Source organism: Runella zeae DSM 19591, assembly GCF_000423565.1.
Lineage (GTDB): Bacteria > Bacteroidota > Bacteroidia > Cytophagales > Spirosomataceae > Runella > Runella zeae.
In genome coordinates, this window is the sequence record NZ_AUIF01000003.1 from 329,212 (window position 1) to 350,463 (window position 21,252).

12 protein-coding genes are annotated in these 21,252 nt (G+C 42.1%); 8 read left to right on the plus strand and 4 right to left on the minus strand.

Features of this window, described 5'->3' with window-relative positions; all coding sequences use genetic code 11:
* Positions 1 to 8 precede the first annotated feature (8 nt).
* From ileS to G563_RS0101495, 4 genes are all read left to right on the plus strand, one after another.
* Positions 9 to 3,455 carry an isoleucine--tRNA ligase gene (gene ileS / locus G563_RS0101470; RefSeq protein WP_028663733.1) on the plus strand — a complete coding sequence of 1,149 codons (3,447 nt, stop codon included), beginning with the start codon at positions 9 to 11 and terminating at the stop codon, positions 3,453 to 3,455.
* A gap of 140 nt (positions 3,456 to 3,595) precedes the next feature.
* On the plus strand, positions 3,596 to 5,068 hold the full coding sequence (locus G563_RS33445; protein WP_051210685.1) for a serine hydrolase domain-containing protein: 1,473 nt from the start codon (positions 3,596 to 3,598) through the stop codon (positions 5,066 to 5,068).
* Between the two features lie 278 nt (positions 5,069 to 5,346).
* Positions 5,347 to 7,056, plus strand: a complete 1,710-nt coding sequence (locus G563_RS0101480) for a hypothetical protein (RefSeq protein ID WP_028663734.1) — start codon at positions 5,347 to 5,349, stop codon at positions 7,054 to 7,056.
* 290 nt (positions 7,057 to 7,346) lie between these two features.
* A complete protein-coding gene (locus G563_RS0101495) occupies positions 7,347 to 8,477 on the plus strand; it encodes an SDR family oxidoreductase (RefSeq protein ID WP_028663735.1) in 1,131 nt (376 codons plus the stop codon).
* Between the two features lie 55 nt (positions 8,478 to 8,532).
* On the opposite strand, the gene G563_RS0101500 is transcribed toward G563_RS0101495, so the two are convergent.
* The gene (locus G563_RS0101500) at positions 8,533 to 10,686 is read right to left on the minus strand and encodes a S9 family peptidase (RefSeq protein WP_028663736.1); all 2,154 of its coding nucleotides are present in this window, start codon (positions 10,684 to 10,686) and stop codon (positions 8,533 to 8,535) included.
* 86 nt (positions 10,687 to 10,772) lie between these two features.
* Between G563_RS0101500 and G563_RS36660 the strand changes: the two genes are divergently transcribed.
* The gene (locus G563_RS36660; RefSeq protein WP_084650722.1) at positions 10,773 to 13,634 is read left to right on the plus strand and encodes a metallophosphoesterase; all 2,862 of its coding nucleotides are present in this window, start codon (positions 10,773 to 10,775) and stop codon (positions 13,632 to 13,634) included.
* Here the strand turns inward: G563_RS36660 and G563_RS33455 are convergent.
* Positions 13,624 to 14,088, minus strand: a complete 465-nt coding sequence (locus G563_RS33455) for a (deoxy)nucleoside triphosphate pyrophosphohydrolase (protein WP_051210687.1) — start codon at positions 14,086 to 14,088, stop codon at positions 13,624 to 13,626. The genes G563_RS36660 and G563_RS33455 overlap by 11 nt on opposite strands.
* Before the next feature lie 209 nt (positions 14,089 to 14,297).
* On the opposite strand from G563_RS33455, the gene G563_RS0101520 reads away from it, so the two are divergent.
* Positions 14,298 to 15,806: a DUF4301 family protein gene (locus tag G563_RS0101520; protein ID WP_028663737.1), complete on the plus strand. Its 1,509-nt coding sequence runs from the start codon at positions 14,298 to 14,300 to the stop codon at positions 15,804 to 15,806.
* A gap of 25 nt (positions 15,807 to 15,831) precedes the next feature.
* Here G563_RS0101520 and G563_RS0101525 read toward each other — a convergent pair whose 3' ends face one another.
* Complete coding sequence (locus G563_RS0101525; protein ID WP_028663738.1) at positions 15,832 to 18,318, minus strand: T9SS type A sorting domain-containing protein; 2,487 nt, start codon at positions 18,316 to 18,318, stop codon at positions 15,832 to 15,834.
* A 143-nt stretch (positions 18,319 to 18,461) separates the two neighbouring features.
* Between G563_RS0101525 and G563_RS0101530 the strand changes: the two genes are divergently transcribed.
* Positions 18,462 to 19,172 (plus strand): ATP-binding cassette domain-containing protein, encoded by a 711-nt coding sequence (locus G563_RS0101530; protein WP_028663739.1) that lies wholly within the window; start codon positions 18,462 to 18,464, stop codon positions 19,170 to 19,172.
* An 86-nt stretch (positions 19,173 to 19,258) separates the two neighbouring features.
* A complete protein-coding gene (locus G563_RS36665; protein ID WP_051210688.1) occupies positions 19,259 to 19,924 on the plus strand; it encodes a hypothetical protein in 666 nt (221 codons plus the stop codon).
* 80 nt (positions 19,925 to 20,004) lie between these two features.
* On the opposite strand, the gene G563_RS0101540 is transcribed toward G563_RS36665, so the two are convergent.
* Positions 20,005 to 21,252: a bifunctional 3,4-dihydroxy-2-butanone-4-phosphate synthase/GTP cyclohydrolase II gene (locus G563_RS0101540; RefSeq protein WP_028663740.1), complete on the minus strand. Its 1,248-nt coding sequence runs from the start codon at positions 21,250 to 21,252 to the stop codon at positions 20,005 to 20,007.

A 21,252-nucleotide genomic window follows, 5' to 3' on the forward strand; every position in this document is an offset into this window, starting at 1 on the left:
AAGGCCCGATGAACTACAAAGAGTACAAAGGATTGGACTATGCTCAGGTAGGCAAAGACATCCTTCAGTTTTGGAAAGACAACCAAATTTTCGAAAAATCTGTCGAAGTACGCGAAGGGGCACCGTCGTTTACTTTTTATGAAGGACCTCCCTCGGCCAATGGCACGCCAGGGATTCACCACGTGATGGCTCGTACGATTAAAGATATATTTTGTCGTTACAAAACCCTGCGTGGTTATCAAGTGAAGCGCAAAGGAGGCTGGGATACGCACGGCTTGCCTATTGAGCTACAAGTAGAAAAAGAACTAGGCATCAAAAAAGATGATATTGGTATAAAGATTAGTATCGAAGACTATAACAAAAAATGTAGAGAAGCCGTAATGCGTTTTACGGATCAATGGCTCACTATGACCGAAAAAATGGGCTATTGGGTGGATATGGAAGATCCTTACGTTACGTACAAAAACGACTACATCGAAAGTCTTTGGTGGCTTCTGAAGCAGCTATACGACAAAAACCTTTTGTATAAAGGTTATACCATTCAGCCTTATTCGCCTGCGGCAGGTACGGGGCTTAGTTCGCATGAGCTCAATATGCCCGGTACTTACAAAGAGGTAAAAGATACCACGATTGTGGCTCAGTTTAAGGTCAAATTGACGGGAAAATCGGGCTATCTTTTTGACACCGCCGATAGTGATGAAATCTACATCTTAGCTTGGACGACCACCCCTTGGACCTTGCCCGCCAACTCGGCTTTGACGGTAGGCGCAGCAATTGATTATGTACTTATCAAAACTTTCAATCCTTATACTCATTTGCCTATCAATGTGATTTTGGCGAAAGATTTGGTAGGGAAATATTTCTCAGAAAAAGGCAAAGACGTTGATTTATCGACCTATAAAGAGGGCGATAAGGTGATTCCGTGGAAGGTGCTTTTGGAGTTTAAAGGGGAGCATTTGGAAGATATTCAATACGAACAACTCCTGCCTTACATCCAGCCACTTCAAGATCAAGATAAGGCTTTTAGAGTGATTTTGGGTGATTTTGTTACGACCGAAGATGGTACGGGGGTAGTTCATACTTCACCTACCTTTGGAGCTGATGACTTTAGAGTAGCCAAAGCCAACGGCGTACCGCCTATCATGGTGCGCGACGAAAACAGCAAAGAAGTGCCTATCGTTGACAAACAAGGGCGTTTTGTGAAAGAAATGGGTGAGTTTGCGGGGCGTTTTGTCAAAGAAGAATACTATTCGGATCAAGTACGCAGTGAGTCTGATTTCAAGCCTACCGATGTACTCATCGCTATCAAGTTGAAGGAAGAAAACAAAGCCTTCAAAGTAGAAAAATATGAGCACCCTTATCCGCATTGCTGGCGTACTGACAAGCCTGTGTTGTATTATCCATTGGATAGTTGGTTTATTGCTACTACCAAACTCAAAGACCGTTTGGTAGAGTTAAACAAAACCATCAACTGGAATCCCGAAAGTACCGGAACAGGGCGCTTTGGCAATTGGCTCGAAAATCTGGTAGATTGGAACTTGAGCCGTAGCCGTTATTGGGGAACGCCCCTGCCGATTTGGCGTACCGAAAGTGGCGAGGAGATTTGTATTGGCTCTGTAGAACAGCTAACCTCTGAACTCAAAAAAGCGGTCGAGAGTGGAGCTTTGAGTGACGAACAACGTGCCAAAAATGAAGCTTTCTTACAATCACAAGGTACCGAAGCTTTTGATTTGCACCGTCCGTATGTTGACGAAATCTTTTTGGTTTCGGCTAGCGGAAAAGTAATGTACCGTGAGCCAGACCTTATCGATGTATGGTTTGATTCGGGTGCGATGCCTTATGCGCAGTTTCACTTCCCCTTCGAAAACCTCGACAAGTACCCCAAAAGTATGGGTGGTACGGCTGATGATGATGCAAAAACATCTTTCCCTGCCGATTTTATTTCAGAAGGCGTTGACCAAACGCGCGGTTGGTTTTTTACTTTACACGCTATTGCGGGCTTGTTGTTTGATTCGGTGTCGTTCAAAAATGTGGTTTCAACGGGCTTGGTGTTGGATAAAAATGGTAACAAAATGTCGAAACGTCTCGGCAATGCCGTTGACCCTTTCTCGACCATTGATACTTATGGTCCCGATGCTACACGTTGGTATATGATTACGAATGCCGAACCGTGGGACAACCTCAAATTCAACATTGATGGTATAGCGGAAGTGCAGCGTAAGTTTTTCGGAACGTTGTTTAACACCTATAATTTTTATGCGCTCTACGCCAACCTCGACGGCTATCGCATTGAGCAGTTTGATCGTCTTCCTAAAGAAAAATTGACCGAACTAGACCGTTGGATTATCTCTAAGGTGTTTTCGTTGGTCAAAGAAGTAGGCGAGCATTTCGACAACTACAATCCTACCAAAGCAGGAAGAGCGATTCAGGATTTTGTGTGTGATCACCTTTCCAACTGGTACGTGCGTCTTTGTCGGCGTCGTTTTTGGCAAGGCGAAATGACCGACGACAAACGTGCTGCGTACCAAACGCTCCAGCATTGTTTGGCAGCGGTAGCGCAGTTGATGTCGCCGATTGCGCCTTTCTTTGGAGATTGGCTTTATCGCAACCTCACCGAGCACGTGCGCGAAGAGTCGATTGCCAAAAATACTCCTTTCAAGCATACATCAGTGCATTTTACGGACTGGCACACTTATGAGCCTTCGTGGGTAGATGCTGATTTGGAAGAGTCGATGCAGCTGGCACAGGATATTTGTTCGTTGGTACACTCATTGCGCAAAGCTCACCGAATCAAAGTACGTCAGCCGTTGACGAAAGTGTTGATTCCGGTACTGAACGAGAAAATACGTCAGCAAATTGAGCACGTAACACCTATCATTATGACCGAAGTCAACGTCAAAAGCGTAGAATTTGTGAGTGATGATAGCGGTATTTTGAAGAAAAAAATCAAACCTAACTTCAAAGCACTAGGTCCTAAGTATGGCCCCAAAATGAAAGAAGTAGCGGGTATTATCAGTGGACTTGGCGCAGAAGGTATTGCAGAGATTGAAAAAGAAGGGTTATTGGTAGTGGCTGGATTTACACTCATGCGCGATGATGTCGAAATCATTGCCGAAGACGTGCCAGGATGGTTAGTGGCTAGTCAGGGCAGCCTCACGGTAGCTTTGGATGTGACTATCACCGATGAGCTTCGCCGCGAAGGTATCGCACGTGATGTAGTAAACCGTATCCAAAACTTGCGCAAAGACAGTGGTTTGGAAGTTACGGATAAAATCAAGGTAACTCTCCAAAACAACAACGAAGAACTCGCGGCAGCTATCGTTACCAATCGCGATTATATCTGTCAGGAAGTGCAGGCAGTTTCGTTGGATTTGACGGCTGACCTGAATGGCTCCGCTACTGAAATCGAAATGGATGAGTTTTTACTAAAAATAAAACTTGAAGTAGCAAGCTAGTTTGTGCGTTATTTGTTAATACTCAATCCCTGATTTCTGTGCATAGAAATCAGGGATTTTTTTGTATCCCATTTTGTAGTAAATTTAAATTGTATCGATTTTGTTCTACCTATTTCTACTGTTTATAACCTTTTATTCCTATGAAAACTACTTTCTCTACCTGTCGCGCACTGTTATTTTTATTATTTTATTCAGGGCATGGATTTGTGCTTGCTCAAGACATCCAATATGCTCCTGATATTGAAAAGAAAATCAAAGAAGTAGAAAATAATCTAGGATTGTGGGTACAGATTGAAGGGGCTAAAATTGATGCTACCCTTCAAGATCGCATGGCATTCCATAAAGTAAATGGGGTGAGCATTGCGGTCGTCAAAAACTATAAAATTGAGTGGGCAAGAGGTTTTGGATGGGCTGATATTAACACGAAGCAACCCGTCACTACAGCGACGCTATTTCAAGCCGGCTCAATCAGCAAATCGCTCAACGGCGTTGGCGTTTTGAAATTGGTACAAGAAGGCAAGCTAGACTTGTCGGCTGATATTAATGATTACCTAAAATCATGGAAATTTCCTTACAACGAACTCTCTAAGGGCAAGAAGATTTCGACTGCCAATTTGCTAAGCCATACAGCAGGGCTGACGATTCATGGATTTCCAGGGTATGAAGTAGGAAAGCCTTTACCCACCTACGCCCAAATTTTGGACGGAGCAAAACCAGCAAATACTTCTGCTGTTAGGTCGGCTTTTGAGCCGGGATTAAAATTTCAATATTCAGGCGGAGGAACTACCATATCGCAAGTAATGGTAGAAGATATTACGGGGCAGCCATACGATGTATATATGTGGGAAAACGTATTGAAGCCTATGGGTATGCTCAGTAGCTCCTACACTCAGCCACCCGCCTCAGGCAAACCACTTGCCACGGCTCATAACAACAAAGGGAAAGCAATTAAGGGGAATTATCATCTTTATCCTGAACAAGCGGCGGCAGGCTTATGGACTAATCCAAGCGACTTAGCTAGCTATATTATTGAGACGCAATTGGCATTGGAAGGAAAATCTAGTAAGGTCCTTTCAGAATCTATGACCAAATTACGCCTAACACCCTTTATTGATAAATCGTCGGCTTTAGGTGTATTTGTTGATCAAAGAGGTGAGCAAACTTATTTTCAGCATGGAGGTGTAGATGAAGGTTTTGTAGCCCAATATTATGGTAGTATAGAAGGTGGAAACGGCGTGGTTGTGATGGCCAACACCGCCACTACCTCCATAATTCCTGAGATTATTAATAGTGTGGCTAAGGTATATGACTGGAAAGGATTTTATAACCCCCAACGAAAAAAGGTAGTTGAGGTGGCTGATGCGCTCCTAAATACATATTTAGGAGACTATAAATTGGGAGATGTTAGGGTATCGATAAAAAAAGAGGGAAAAGATGTATATGTGATTCAAGACGGTAGGAAGATGAAATTGTATTTTAATAGCGATACTGATTTTTTTATTTTGGAAGTTCCGAGAGGCGAATTCTCTTTTTTAAAGGATAGTGAAAATAAGATAACGGGTATTCAACAGACCCAAGGGAGCGACTCTTTTAAATTGATGAAGGTTTTGTGAGTTTGGTACGGGTCGAAATCATCGTTGACGGCTGACCTGAATGGCTCCGCCACTGAAATCGAAATGGATGAGTTTTTACTAAAAATAAAACTTGAAGTAGCGAGCTAGTTTGTGCGTTATTTGTTAATACTCAATCCCTGATTTCCTTGCATAGAAATCAGGGATTTTTTGTGGGTTTGCCCATAAATAACAAGAATTCTTAGATAGTTTTAGGGCAAACACTTATCCGTCAAGCGTCTATTTTAGAATGTCTGCTTTTAGGGTTATTTTTACGGTGCATGAAATACTCTCTTTTGCTGTTATTATTGTGTCATTTGGCTAGTCCCGCGCTCGGACAAGCCAACGACATTTTTTTTTCTGATTTTGCCTCCCGCGAAAAATTCATTGATTCTATTTTTAAAACCCAATCAGATCAAAGACTAAAAGATACGGTAGCTTTCAATCAATTGATTAATCCATATCTAACTCAGGCAAGAAACAAGGATGACCAAGCCTTAATCGAACGACTTCATTTAGAGTGCTTTAGGTATAGATTACAACAAGAAGGAAGAAGTTATGCAGCCAACCTACACGACTATAACTATTTGACAGATAACTTCTCTTCCAAAGACAAACACTATTTGGAGGTAATAGCCATGCAAGCGTATGCCAATTATTTACGTGATTTGGGCAAAAACTACGCATTTACTTTCGAACTATACATAGAGGCGTTTTATAAATATGAAAACTTTACTATTAGAGACTTTCCCCACAAAATAGACTACTTATATGACATTGGCATTGCCTATTATCAGTTTAGGGATTTTGAGAATACTATTCACTATCTGACCAAAGCAGTAGCCGAATCTGATAATCTCTACGAAAGAAATACGGGTTTGGTCAATACCATAGGGTTGTCGTATCGTGAATTAGGGAAGTTGGATTCGGCGATGATTTATTTTCGGAAGCTCAACCAATTTGCCCTACGAAAAAACGACCCTAGTTGGATTCTAATCTCAAGGCTTAACATTGGGCATACTTATTTTATGTCCCAAAACTACGCGATGGCTAAGAAAGAAATGGAGTTTTGCTATACTTATGCCGTAAAAACAAACCAAAAATTTGGGATTAGTGAAGCCTGTATTGCATTGGCTCAAATAGCTTTATTAGAACAAAATTACCTCCTTGCACAGCAAAAAGCACTAGAACCTTACAAGATTTGGAAAGAGAAATTTGGAGAAAAATGGATCCAAGAACGGATGCCGGTGGCTAAAGATATTTTCGATATTTTGGCCAAAGTCTATGCTCATAAGGGCAATTATGCCCTAGCTTATCAATATCGCGACTCATCGTTGGTTATTAAAGATAGCCTCAATCGTCAGTACAATGCTCTTCAGCTTTCTACGGCTCAGCACAAAGTGGTACTAAGTAAATATCAGCAAGAAAAGCAGGCGCTTAATTTTGAACGAAAAAAACAAACCCTCATCCGAAATGCATTGCTCATTATTATTTTTTTGAGCAGTATTATTGCTATCTTGTTTATTAACAATCAGCGGTTGAAGCGTAAAAAACTGGAAGACGATAAAAAAAATGCCGAAGCCAAACTCAACGATTTTACGAAGGCACTTCAACAAAAAACGGAGTTGATTGAACAGTTTTCGACAGAATTGGAACAATATCGAGAGAAGAAAACGGAAGATAACCGCAACGATATTATATTTCAATTACAGCAATCTACCATTCTGACAGATGAACAATGGGACGAATTTCGTAATATGTTTGAGCAAGTACATCGAGGTTTCTTGACCAGATTAAAACAAAAAATGCCAGACTTGACACCTGCCGAAATCAGGTTTGTAGTATTGAGCAAACTCAACCTATCGCCCAAAGATATGGCCCATGTACTTGGCGTAGGGCCTTCTGCTATCCGCAAGTACCGTTATCGACTTCGCAACAAACTTCACCTCCCCGAAGATGGTAGCATAGATGAAGTAATCGCCATGATTTAATGTTTTGTTATCTTGTTGATAAACAAGTGTTTATTAAAGGTAACGTTTTTGGAACGCTTGTTTTTTGTATTCTTTCTCGCAGCCTTCAATTTTTGCTGCATGTACACTAAACGCATTCTTCGGTCTCTCAAAAACAACTTCCGTTTGCAGGTTGTGTTGGTTATCCTTATGGCTTTTGTTATGTCGGCTTTAGTATTCTATTGGTACAATGCCAGGATTCAACAGCTCAATAATAACTTCCCTACTAACCCTGCTCACAAAAATCATTATTAACCTTAAAAGCCTATTTTATGAAAAACAATCTTAATTTTATTCTTACGGGTGTAACGGGTGTTTTGGGTTCACATATATTTTATGAACTAATGCTCAAACTCCATGAAAATCAATACGAAGGCAACATTGTGCTTTTGCTACGTTCAAAACCCGGTAAAACGTACATTGAGCGTTTTGATGAGTTGTTTACTCAAAAGCTTCTGCCTGATTATCTTACGCAAGTAAATGTGGAAAGAATCCGTCATCAAAATGTTAAATTGATCGACCTTGATCTCAATGATATTTCGGAGGTCGAAATGAGCCTTTTGCCACAAGACGACAAATATCATCTGATTCATTGTGCGGCATCCGTAAATTTAGGGAATAGCCCCTCCGCTTATGAAGAAATCAAGAAAACCAACTATAACGGTACGCTTCAATTACTAGAAGCATTGAAACCTTATATTTTTAAACTTACGTATATCAGTACCGCTTTTGCATATCGTCCTCTGGAATATAACGACCCACAAGGCTATGGCAAAGTAGAATATCGCAATCATTACGAAAAATTTAAAGCCCAAGTAGAAGAAGAATTGTTTAAGGTGTGTGCAGGTTATGGGCTTCAATGTCAGGTATTGCGTCCTAGTATTATTTGTGGAAGGTTGATAGATTACCCTCATCATGTAATAGGCCGTTTCTTGGTGTTTTATTTGTTTGGGGCATTTTTTTATCGTATCAAAGAAACCCCTTATAACAATCTTCCGCTACGTATTACAATCAATCATGGCTCAGGGCTCAATATCGTAGCCGTAGACTATGCGGCAAAAGCAATCGTAAGAGCTTTGAATACCGATATACGAGAACTAAATATTGTGAGCAGTAAGTACGTGCCAAATACTTATACCATTCCGGCATTACTGAAAGAGGTGGGATGGCATAATTTTGAATTTACTGACATGGTTCCTACCGATATGAATGCTGCCGAAAAACTCTATTATCGTACAGTAGGCCCGCAGCTCAACGATTATTTATTAGCGCCTGATTATGAGTTTGATGTAGAGGTATTGATGGAACTCATGAAAGATATCGAAGAACCCGACATTTACAGGCATTTTCGTGACTTGTGCCGATATGCGGTAGAACAAAAGTTTAATAATATTTTAGCTTGATTGGTGTTTCTAATAAAAAGCCGTGCTGTTGTTATAGCAGCACGGCCTCAATATTTTATTTAATTATGCCTAATCTTGTAAGAATAAACGCATAATTAAAAGCTTCTTCTTTAAGATAATCAAAACGGCCCGTAGCCCCACCGTGACCCGATTCCATGTTGATTTTGAGCAATACCAAGTTATTGTCTGTTTTGAGGTCACGGATTTTGGCCACCCATTTGGCGGGTTCGTGATAGCCCACTTGTGAATCGTTGAGACCACCCGTCGCTAAAATATTAGGATAATTACCCTTTTTGAGGTTGTCGTAAGGAGAGTAAGTCATGATATAATCGTAGTCTTCTTTGATGTTGGGATTGCCCCATTGTTCGTATTCTTGGGTAGTGAGAGGAAGGCTACTATCAAGCATTGTATTGATTACATCCACAAAAGGTACTTCGGCCACTACTACTTTGAACAAATCAGGACGTAAGTTGGTGACAGCTCCCATCAATAGGCCGCCAGCACTGCCGCCGTTGATAGCTAGTTTTTCGGAAGAAGTATATTTTTCTTTGATAAGATGCTCCGCACAAGCGATAAAGTCGGTGAAAGTATTCATTTTCTTTTTGAGTTTGCCGTCTTCGTACCATTCTTCGCCTAAGTCGGAGCCACCGCGTATTTGGGCAATGGCATATACAAAACCACGGTTTACAAGACTAAATACATTGGAATTGAAACCCGCATCGGACGAATACCCATAAGAACCATAAGAATACAAAAGGCAGGGGTTAGAGCCGTCGAGGTTGATACCTTTTTTATAAACAATCGCCATTGGTACTTTTACGCCGTCTTTGGCCGTAGCCCAGAGGCGTTTTACTTCATAATCCTCAGCGTTGAAACCACTCGGTATTTCGCGTTCTTTGAGTTTTGTGCTCTGATTGCTAATCATATCATAATCATAAATCGTAGAAGGACGATTGAGAGAAGTATATGAGTAGCGGAATTTGGTAGCGCTAAATTCGGGTGTACCAGAGGGATAAGCGGTATATACAGGTTCGGGAAAATTGATGGTTTTTGTATTGCCTGTAGCTATCTCTCGTACATCCATTTCGAGTAAGCCATTGATTCTTTTGGTAATGACCATGTACTTTTCAAAAACATCAATGCCTTCAATTTTGGCTTTGGGGTTGTGAGGAATGACTTCTTTCCACTTAGAGCGGTCTTCGTAACCTTCTTTGGGAGCTTCCCATACTTTTTGATTTTTGTTTTGGGGGTCTTTCCATGTTACAAAAAAACGATCGGTATAGTCATCTACGCTGTATTGAATGTCTTTTTGTCGGGGCAAAAACAATTTGAATTTGGCATTTGGCTGATCGGCTGGAATCCAGCGCATATCAGCGCTTGTAAAACTCGAAGAAGCAATGCCAATCATTTTTTTGGTCTTGCTCCGCCCTACGTAGGTACTGAAAAGTTCATCCTTTTCTTCATAAATCAGTTCGTCTTTGGCGGTGCTTCCTAGTACGTGTTTGTAGATTCGATAAGAGCGTAGGGCAGCGTTGGGCACGCTATAAAACACCGTTTTGTTGTCGGCCGCCCAAGTCATGCTTCCTGCCATTTTAGCAATTTTATCGGGAAGGTCTTGCCCTGTTTGTAGATTGCGAAACTTGAGCTCATATTCGGCGTATGAGCCTGTGGTATTGCTGACATAGGCGGCGATGGTATTGTCGTCGCTTACGTCATAGCCACCCCAAATTAGGGCAGGTTTGCCTTCGGCCATTTTGTTGAGGTCAAAAGTGATTTCTTCGGGGGCGTCGAGGCTACCTTTTTTACGGCAATTGATACCGTATTGTTTTCCTTTTTCTTGTCGTGTATAGTAGTAGTAGCCATTGTCAAAGAAAGGAACCGATTGGTCATCTTCTTTGATACGACCTTTCATCTCTTCAAAAAGCTTGTTTTGTAAGTCCTTGGTGCTTGCCATTACGGTGTCGGCATAGGCGTTTTCGGCTTTGAGATAGGTTATAGTTTCAGGGTTGTTTTTGTCTTTGAGCCAAAAGTAATCGTCGGTACGCGTATAGCCGTGATTAGTGAAAGTCTGAGGCTTTTTGGGGGCTTTAGGAGGGGCCGGATAGTCGGCTTGGGTAAGTACTTTGGTAGTTTCGGAAGGAGCTTTACAAGCACTAAATGCCAGTAGAACAAGCGTAGTCGCCTGTGCCAAAGTTTTGAAGGTTTTCATGAGTGAAAAGGGTTTAAAAATAGAAAAGCAAAATAGTAAAAAAATGCGCATTTTTGTTGAGACATTTTGCCCTCTCAATCTTTCGTATGTTGTTTCTTCATAAGCGGTTATTATTTCTTTGCCTTGTTTGTGCAAATACCTATTTCCTTTTTGCCCAAAAACTAACAAGGGGGCCTTATCTCCAAATAGGCACACCTACGAGCGTAGTGGTCAAATGGCGTACCGACGCGGCCACTTATACTAAAGTGTTGTATGGAAAAGCGTTGAATGCCAAAACACAAATGGTAAAAAATGATGCTGTTGTGACTGAACACGAAATCACCATTACAGGCTTGCAACCTAACACCGTTTATTATTATGGGATTGACAACAACGGAGAAATAAAGGAAGGCTCCGACTACTATTTCAAAACCGCACCTTTGCCAGGCAGCAAGCAAAAAATAAAGATATGGGCAATGGGCGATATGGGTGATGGCTCGCCCAATCAACGCTCTGTAAGGGATGCTTATATCAATAGTATCAAAAAAGATAATACCCAAACAGACGTTGTGTTGTTGCTAGGTGATAATGCCTATGGTATTGGAACTGATGAAGAGTATCAACTCAACTTTTTCAATGTTTATCAAAATCATTTTCTAAAAAACAATGTGCTGTGGACCATTCCGGGCAATCACGAATACTATTCTGGAGCTCAGAATCGTCGAGACGTGGCGTATTTTCAAGTGTTTTCTTTGCCCCAAAATGGCGAGGCAGGAGGCGTAGCTTCTGGTTCCGAAATGTATTATTCTTTTGACTATGGCAATGTGCACTTTGTGGCGTTGGATTCTTATGGAATTGAAGAAGATCGTTATCGACTGTACGATACTTTGAGTCCTCAAGTCGAATGGCTCAAAAAAGATCTTATTGCCAACAAACAACCTTGGACGATTGTGATGTTTCATCATCCGCCTTATACTCGTAATTCGCATGATTCGGATTCGGAAGAAGAACTGAAGCTTATTCGTCAAAATCTAAACCCTATTTTGGAACGGTTTAAAGTGGATTTGGTTTTGAGCGGGCACAGTCACTTGTACGAACGCTCGCGCCCTATGCGTGGGCATGCGGGACTTTCTACTACATTTCGAGACGATTTGCATTTGACGAGCCTTTCGTCGGGGCGCTATGATGGAGGAGAAAACACTTGTGCGTATGTCAAAAATGGCGGAGATGAAGGCGTAATTTATGTAGTGGCAGGTTCGTCAGGACAAAACAATGGTTTCAACGGAATTGCCCATCCCGCTATGCCGTTCAAAAATTCAATCAATGGCGGCTCGGTAGTGATAGAGGTAGAAGATAATCGACTGGATTTTAATTGGCTTTGTAATGACCGCATTGTGAGAGACCAATTTACGATTTTTAAAAATGTCCCTAAAACCGTTCATTTAAAAGCTCAACATGGAGAGAAGGTAGTTTTAAGACCCGATTGGAAAGGACCTCACCGGTGGTCAGATGGAAGTACCACATCGACTTTTGATTTTAGACTTTTACAAGATACTATCATTACAGTAAAAGATGAATTGGGCTGTTTGGAACAAAAGTTTGTGGTTAACATCTCCATCAAACCTTCCATAAAGACCCGTACTCCTCAGGCCGTTTGTGAAGGTCAAAATCTTAATGTTTCATATCTAGTAGAAAATACCGACCAGCGTCAGTGGCAATATCGAGTACAATTGTCGGATGAGAAGGGAGGTTTTGGGAAACCTACTTTTTTAGAAAATAGTGGAGAACAAAATGCCGAATTAAGAGTCGCAATCCCAAAAGGAATACCGCAAAGTGCAGCCTATAAAATTAGAGTAATTGCCAATGTGGCTGGGTTTGAGTATACTGCTTCGGATGCTTTTGCAATCAAACAAAAAGCTACAGCTACCCTTAGCGGAGATACCACTATAGAGGCAGGGAAAAGTGCTGAGTTAAAATTGTTGTTTATGGGTACACCACCGTGGACTTATAAATTATCAGGAGGAGCTACGGCTACCACTACTACCAATCCCCTCCTTATTTCTGTAAACCCGCAAATCACGACCCTGTATGAGCTGGAAACTCTCACAAATGCTTGCGGAAATGGCGAATACCAAGGTAAAGCCCAAGTGGTAGTGGTTCCAAAAATCACAAGCACGCTGTCGGTCAATCAGGTGCTATGTGACGAAACTACGGCATTTTTAAATTTTCAAGTAGCAGGTGTTTTGCCCAACAATACTCGTTTTGTGGCGCAGCTGTCTGATGCCAATGGCAATTTTAACACTCCTAAAAACATAGGCAGTGGTATTGAGAGTCCTATCAAAATTGTTGTTCCTAAAGAAGTCGAATTTGGAGGGAATTACCAATTGAGGACAGTCCCCGACCAAGTCAGTGTATACAATGCAGCACCGACGGGTGTCTTTGCAATCAAACAACGCGCAAAAGCCATCATAAGCGGTGATACAATCGTACAATTAGGCGAAAAGGCCATGTTGAAGCTCTCATTTCAAGGACAAGCACCTTGGACCTACAAACTATCTGATAGTACCTCTGCCACTACTACGGAGCGTTTTGTGTCCGTGCCTGTCTCACCTGACTTGGCTACTACTTATACCCTAAAATCGGTAACAAATATTTGTGGGATAGGAACAGTGAGTGGCAGTGCAAGGGTGAATGTAGCCGTAACAAGCACTATGCCTCAAGAGACTCAGCTAAAGGTGTATCCCAATCCTGCTCAAAATAGAATTTTTATAGAAGTAGAAGCTACTCAAAACAAAACTTTAGAGTGGGAACTATGGAATGTGGAAGCTAAGGTAGTAAAACAAGGAAGCTTACGAAGAAGTCAACGAAATCAGACTGAAGTAGATATTCATAGTTTACCGGCAGGGGTGTATCTACTCAAAATGGTGTTTGCAGGAGCGACGATTGAGCGCAAAATCATTAAACTCTAGCTCTTAGCTTAGGATTGCGGCAGAGAAGTTTTGAATCACGGTATTGGAAAAATGTCTGGATTACGCCTAAGTCCGCTTCTGCCCAATCCAACTTATATATTTCTTCAATCTTTACCCATTTGTATTGAAGATGTTCTGTAAGTACAATAGGGGCACTCATAATGCGACATATATAAGGCACTAGACAAATGATGCGATGCGTGTCTTCTTTGTAGGTAGGTGCTAAACGAACACCTATTTCAATCTCAACACTCATCTCTTCCATTATCTCTCGGTGAAGGGTTTCTTCTTCGCTTTCACCTTCTTCTACTTTGCCACCCGGAAACTCCCATTTGAAGGCCAGCGACATACCATCACTGCGTTGAGCAGCAAAGATACGCCCCTCCTTCTCGAAAATAGCACAAGGGACTATTACGAGCTTTTTGGGATGTTCGGAGGGATGAGAGTGAGACATACGCGGGTATTTATTTTTATACAAAGGTACGACGTAAAATCATTTTAATGTTGTTTTTTTATCAAATGGTCATCAACTTCAGAAATATTTTTTACTTTCAAGCCAGTTTTATGAGTTATTTTAAATTAAATATGACAAAACAAATATATTTTTTATTCTGAAAATTTATCATTCAAACATAATCTTAATTCAACCACTTCTCTTATATCATGTTTACGGAAAAAGACCTTATTCAAATTGCTAACCAAGGGATTTCACTTGAAACGATTCAGCAACAAATTGCTCATTTTCAAACAGGTTTTCCTTATCTAAAAGTACTCAAAGCGGCGACAGTGGGAGACGGAGTGGTACGGGTTGAGGAAAACGAATTAGCCACATTGGTGGAGGAGTTTGACACCCAATCGGCTGATATTTCTTTATTAAAATTTGTACCTGCTTCGGGCGCCGCTACTCGGATGTTTAAATCACTTTTTGCTTATAAAGATGAAGGCAAGAGTGATAAGTCTATCGTAGAATTTGGTGAGCGTTTGCGCGATTTTGCTTTTTTTGAAGATCTCAAAACCGCAATGGCAAAAGATGATATTGACATTGAGACCGAAATTGCTGCGGGTAACTTTCAGAAAATCGCCGATTATCTTCTTTCAAGCAAGGGCCTAGATTATGGAAATCTGCCAAAAGGCCTATTAAAATTTCATCGTTATGAAACGGGCGCTCGTACTCCCGTGGAAGAGCACTTGATTGAAGGAACCAATTATGCCAATGCGGCTGGGGTAGTTCGTATTCATTTTACGGTTTCGCCTGAGCATCGTAGCCGTTTCGAGGCCTTGATTGATGTCGTAAAACCCCATTATGAAGATGAGTTTGGGGTAACGTATGATATCAGCTTTTCTGAACAAAAGCCCTCAACTGATACCATTTCTGTCAATATGGACAATACGCCTTTCCGAAACTCGGACGGCAGTCTACTGTTCAGACCGGCCGGTCACGGGGCTTTGTTGGCCAATTTGGATGACCAAGACGGAGATGTGGTTTTTATCAAAAACATTGATAACGTAGTGCCTGACCAGCTCAAAGAAACCACTTTTGTTTACAAAAAAGTATTGGGGGCGTTGCTTTTGAAATATCGCCAGCAAATATTTGATTTTCAAGAAAATATCGAAAACGGTGGTAAAGATGATACACTCATAGAAGAACTAGCTTCATTTTATGAAAAGATACTTTTCACTTTACCGCCATCAGGTTTTGAAACTTGGAGTGGTGCCCAAAAACTTGCCTATTTTGCCGAAAAACTAGACCGTCCTGTACGGCTTTGTGGTATGGTTAAAAACGTGGGTGAGCCAGGTGGTGGCCCTTTCTGGGCCCTTAATCCTGATGGTACTACTTCTCTTCAAGTGGTAGAATCAGCGCAGATTGATATGAGTGATTCGGCACAAAAAGCTTTGTTTGATACTGCTACCCACTTCAATCCCGTCGATTTGGTGTGTTCGTTGAGGGGGTACAAAGGCAAAAAGTTTTCACTGATGTCTTTTAGAGATATTAATACAGGATTTATTACCCAAAAATCAAAAGATGGTAAAGATCTAAAAGCGCAAGAGCTTCCGGGACTCTGGAATGGTTCGATGTCTGATTGGAATACGGTATTTGTGGAAGTGCCGCTTATTACTTTCAACCCCGTCAAAACTGTCAACGATTTGTTGAGGAAAGAACATCAAGGCTAAAAAGTAAAGGCGGGAATTCCCGCCTTTACTTTTTTATGATTTTTTTATGAAGCCATTGGTTTTCAATTTTGACGCGAATCAGATAAGTACCTAAGGGAAGATTACGTATATCAATCGTATCTTCAAAATCAGGTCTCATATCCCATTGCCGTTTTTGAATTAGTCTACCTTGTAAATCCAGCAGTTCCCATTCTTGAGCTTTGGGATGAGAGGTTTTGAGATAAAGCTGATTGGTAGAAGGATTTGGGAACACCGTAAAAATATCTTGCTGAGCTGGATTGATGCTCGTAATGATGACATTGGCTGTGGCGCTGCCCGAAACCGTACCCGTACCACAACCATTAGAGACTGATTTTAAGGTATAAGTTGTGGGGAAATCGGGCTTTACTGTGACGATAGCAGGAGACGTGCTAGTAGTAGCCGTGGTATTGTCAGACAATACGTACGTCCAAGGACCATCACCTCCTAGCTGTATAATCAATAAAAACTCTTCGCCCGGTTTGATTGGGAAATTACCGCCACCGCTAAGCACGGCAGTAGGCGCAAGAGCCAACGAAAAAGGAGCAGAGGGAACACTCACAATCGCCGCATTATTTACTGCTATGGTACGTATTTGATATTTCCCGTTTTGTTCGAGCGTTGTAGGGATAGATACTTTAATGGGGCTTTGGCTGGCCGTACCAATAATGGTTGGGTTGGCAAAAGACCCATTTTTATCGGATAATTGCGCTTGAAACACCGTATTGGCTGGGAGTGAGCCGCCAATCGTAAATTTTATGTCTGTTTCTTTACCAGCGCAGATGCCAGTGCTCAAGTCTTCGGTCATGATGCGGGGAATCACCGTCACAGTAGCACTACCAGTAGCAGTTCCTTCTCCACAGGCGTTTTTGACCGACGTGATGGTATAAGCCGTGGTTTGAGAAGGTGTCAGGTTTATGGTCAAAGGAGAAGTAGAAGTTGAGCCAGTAGTTCCGTCGGATAAAGTATAGGTCCAAGGGCCTTCTCCTGAGAAGGTAAGTACCAAAGAGGTGTTTTCTCCAAAATTGATAGTTGTATTGCCACTAATAGAAGCACTAGAACGTACTTTAAGTACAAAAGGCTCGCTGCTTACGCTGCTAGCAGGAGCACTGGCAATCACCCGAATACGGTACAAACTGCCAGCGGGTAAGGTAGTCGGTAAAGTAATATTGATAGGGCTACTTGAGGCGGTTCCTAATGACAAAGGATTTGTAAAACTCCCTACGGCATCAGATAGCTGAGCTGTATATGTCACGGTCGTCGAGAAAATGCCACTAACGGTAAAAGGCAAACTAACTCCTACGCCGGCACACACACTTCCTAAAGCTAATTCTGCCACGCTAATACGAGGAATGACCGTAATAAGAGCATTGCCCGAAACGGTACCTATGCCACAGGCATTGCTTATTGAAGTGAGCGTGTAGTTAGTAGTAGTAGTGGGGGCTACTCGTACGGTGGTGGGGGAGGTATTGGTAGTGGCAGCGGTACGGCCACTGATTTGGTAAGTCCAAGGTGCTTCACCCGTAAACGCAACGGAAAGGTTGGTAGAGTCGCCAATACCGATGGTATTGGTGCCAGTAATGATAGCAGTGGGTAAGGGCTTTATCGCAAAAGCATCAGTGGTATTGGAAGAGGCTGCGGCATTGGCTACTACTCTGATACGATAGCCCGCTCCAGCGGCGAGATTGGCTGGCAGCACCACACTAATAGGGCTAGCAGTAGCTGTACCTATGGCAATAGGACTGCCAAAACTCCCCGTAGCATTTGACAATTGGGCAGTATACGTCACTTGAGTGGTATCAAAAGTACCTATTTGAGTAAATGCTACTGACGAAGAAGCTCCCGCACAGAGGCTTGTAGGAGTAAAACTGGCATTGATGATAGGAAGTACCTTGATACGGGCACTGCCTGCCACGGTGCCTGGGCCGCAGGCATTACTAACAGATTGTAAGGCATAGGTCGTCGAAACAGTGGGCTGTACAGCTCCTAGGAGAGGGTTGGTGGAAGTAGTGCCTGTGTTTGTATTGGTAAATGTGTAAGTCCAAGGACTACTGCCTGTAAACTGCACAGTGAGGGTGGCACTTCCTCCTCTGATGATAGTAGTGTCGCCTTTGAGAGTGGCTGTAGCGGGATGGAGTAGGGTAAAAGATTCGGAGGGGACATAAGTAACACCCGCCACATCTGTAATGACCCTAATACGATAATCTCCCACGGGGGTGTTGGCAGGAATAGTAACTACAATAGGGCTACTTGTACCAGTGGCAAGTACGGTAGGAGTAGAAAAAGTAAAAGACCCGCTAGAGTTGGAAAGCTGAACGGTATATTGGCGATTTCCGGTGACGTTCGAAACCAAAAATGCCACTGACAAGTTAGTACCCGAACAAATAGTCGTGGGTACATTGCTGGTCACAATAAAAGGAAACTGCGCAAATAACTTATTTTGAGCTAGTAGTAAATTTAAAAATATGAATGTAAAACGATAAAACAATCTCATAAAATATTGTCCGTTAAATGTTATCTGAAGCGAATTAAAAGATAAAAAATTTCAGATAACGTATAATCTACCTCAATCCTACTAGCAAAGATACAAGACCCTACGTGAGAATTTTGTATTTTCGCCCCAATTCTATAAAAAACATGTCTATCCGTATCCAAAACCTTACGAAAATTTATGGCAGTCAAAAGGCTGTCGATGATATAAGTTTTGATGTAAATCCCGGAGAAATTGTAGGTTTTTTGGGCCCTAATGGTGCGGGTAAATCTACTACCATGAAAATCACCACTTGCTATTTATCGGCTACTAGCGGTAAAGTAGAAGTCAATGGTTTTGAGGTAGCTCAGCACTCCATGCAGGTACGGCGTAGTATAGGGTATTTGCCAGAGCACAATCCTCTCTACACTGATATGTACATCAAAGAGTTTTTGCGTTTTGTGGGAGCCTTGTATGACCTCAAAGGTAGAGAACTTACCCTTCGAGTCAATGAAATGATAGAAATGTGTGGGTTAGAGATAGAGCAACACAAAAAAATTGGGCAGTTATCCAAAGGCTATCGGCAGCGTGTAGGTTTGGCGCAGGCATTGATTCACAATCCACCCGTACTTATCTTGGATGAAGCTACTACAGGCCTAGACCCCAATCAAATCATTGAGATTAGAAATCTTATCAAGACCGTTGGTCAACAAAAAACCGTATTGTTTTCGTCGCATATTATGCAAGAGGTAGAGGCTATTTGCAATCGTGTTGTCATTATCAATCGAGGTAGAGTAGTGGCCAATCGTATTTTGGAAGATTTACAAAATGAAGGTAAACCGCTCGAAGAAGTTTTCAGAGAGCTAACTACGCAATAGCTTATCTTTGAATTTCGTTTGAAACAAAAGCCTTATTTCGCACGTATTATACTAAGTATCTTTTATTCTTTATTTATAACAACACCATGAGAAATACCACATTGATGCTAGGGGTTCTTGGCTGGCTTTTTGCATTTTCGGCCTTGGCCCAAAATACAGCTAATCCCGATGCACCTCCGGTAAGGCAGGAAGAAGGACCTATCAAGGTTATGAATGAACCTCCCAAGAAAAAACCCGAGCGTGCTCCTTCAGCTTTGGACAAATTGCGCTTAGGGGGAAGTATCGGCCCGCTTTCGTTTGGAACAGTGACGAGTATAGGCGTATCGCCCGTGGCGGGATATCAAGTAACAGACCGCTTGGCCTTGGGTGCTGGTGTCACTTATCAATACACGAGTATTCGTTATCGTTCTTTTGGGAGTACTGCTGCCTACAAAGAAAGCTACGATAACTACGGAGGGAGAGTGTTTGGGATGTTTAATGTATTTGAAAGCATCAATCTAAACGCAGAGTACGAAACCCTAAATGTCCAATACCGCGATTATCTCTCCAATGGGATTGCCCGTCGTAAATGGATTAATTCTGCTCTGGTGGGAGCTTCCTATTCTACACCCATAGGTGGGCGATTTATTAAAGCATTCAACATTATGTTGCTTTACAATCTGAGCTACAATAGTCTCGTCAATCCTTCGTATCCTTCCGAAAATATTTATCCTACTTCTAGCCCTTTGGTAATTAGAGCGGTATTGTTTTAGGAGGAGGTGGTTCAATAAAAAATGGAAATCGGCATTCACCGATTTCCATTTTTTATTGGTATATGAAGAGTTAAAAAACTTTATTCTTTTACACTCTCAAATTGGGTCAGGCGATGGCCCATTTTGTCTCTTTTAGTAAGCAAATATCCTTCATTATGAGGGTTAGCAAGCATCTCGATGGGAGTTACGTCCACGATTTCGAGACCATATCCCATCAAGCCTACTCTTTTCTTAGGATTGTTTGAAATCAGATTGATTTTGCTGATTCCCAAATCGCGCAAAATTTGGGCTCCTACACCATAATCGCGCTCGTCCATTTTGAAGCCCAGAGCAATATTGGCTTCCACAGTATCAAGGCCATTTTCTTGAAGTTTATAAGCCTTCAATTTGTTGATAAGACCAATCCCACGGCCTTCTTGATTCATATAAACCACCACTCCTTTGCCAGCTTTTTCGACCATTTGCATAGAAGCATGAAGCTGTGGTCCACAGTCGCACCGGCACGATCCAAAAATATCGCCAGTAACACAAGAAGAGTGCACTCTTACTAAAATAGGTTCGTCTTTTTCCCAAGTGCCTTTAATGAGAGCTAAGTGCAAATCGTCGGTATTGGTTTGTCTAAACGCAACCATCTCAAAATGCCCCCATTCAGTAGGCATATCTACGGCGATTTCGCGCTTGATGAGCGTTTCGGTACGAAGGCGATACTCAATCAGGTCTTTGATGGATACTAGCTTCATATCAAACTTGTCGGCCAATACCCTCAGCTCAGGCAGGCGAGCCATACTACCGTCTTCGTTAAGAATTTCGATTAGCACACCTGCGGGCGCCAATCCCGCCAATCTAGCAAAATCGATGGCGGCTTCGGTATGGCCCGTACGCCGCAATACCCCACCCGGCATCGAACGAAGCGGAAAAATATGTCCGGGGCGCCCAAGTTCTTCGGGGCGCGTGTCAGGGTTTACCAAGGCTTGGATAGTTTTGGCGCGGTCAGAAGCCGAAATTCCCGTAGTACAGCCATAACCTAACAAATCTACCGAAACAGTAAAAGGAGTTTCGTGACTAGAGGTATTGTTACCGACCATCATTTTAAGACCCAGTTCGTCGCAGCGTTCTACTGTAAGAGGAGCACACATCAAACCGCGTCCTTCTTTGACCATAAAATTGACCATCTCTGGGGTAATCTTTTCGGCAGCACATATGAAGTCTCCCTCATTTTCTCGGTCTTCATCATCAACTACAATGATGATTTTTCCTTCCCTAATTTCACGAATCGCATCTTCAATTGAGTCGAGTGGAATGGAATTGGTATTATTATTGCTATCCAT

Coding starts and splice junctions, on each gene's coding strand:
- G563_RS0101540 (WP_028663740.1), bottom strand. CDS start 21,252: ATGGATAGCAATAATAATACCAATTCCATTCCACTCGACTCAATTGAA.
- G563_RS0101525 (WP_028663738.1), bottom strand. CDS start 18,318: ATGAGATTGTTTTATCGTTTTACATTCATATTTTTAAATTTACTACTA.
- ileS (WP_028663733.1), top strand. CDS start 9: ATGAACTACAAAGAGTACAAAGGATTGGACTATGCTCAGGTAGGCAAA.
- G563_RS36665 (WP_051210688.1), top strand. CDS start 19,259: ATGAGAAATACCACATTGATGCTAGGGGTTCTTGGCTGGCTTTTTGCA.
- G563_RS0101480 (WP_028663734.1), top strand. CDS start 5,347: ATGAAATACTCTCTTTTGCTGTTATTATTGTGTCATTTGGCTAGTCCC.
- G563_RS0101530 (WP_028663739.1), top strand. CDS start 18,462: ATGTCTATCCGTATCCAAAACCTTACGAAAATTTATGGCAGTCAAAAG.
- G563_RS33445 (WP_051210685.1), top strand. CDS start 3,596: ATGAAAACTACTTTCTCTACCTGTCGCGCACTGTTATTTTTATTATTT.
- G563_RS36660 (WP_084650722.1), top strand. CDS start 10,773: ATGTTGTTTCTTCATAAGCGGTTATTATTTCTTTGCCTTGTTTGTGCA.
- G563_RS0101500 (WP_028663736.1), bottom strand. CDS start 10,686: ATGAAAACCTTCAAAACTTTGGCACAGGCGACTACGCTTGTTCTACTG.
- G563_RS33455 (WP_051210687.1), bottom strand. CDS start 14,088: ATGTCTCACTCTCATCCCTCCGAACATCCCAAAAAGCTCGTAATAGTC.
- G563_RS0101520 (WP_028663737.1), top strand. CDS start 14,298: ATGTTTACGGAAAAAGACCTTATTCAAATTGCTAACCAAGGGATTTCA.
- G563_RS0101495 (WP_028663735.1), top strand. CDS start 7,347: ATGAAAAACAATCTTAATTTTATTCTTACGGGTGTAACGGGTGTTTTG.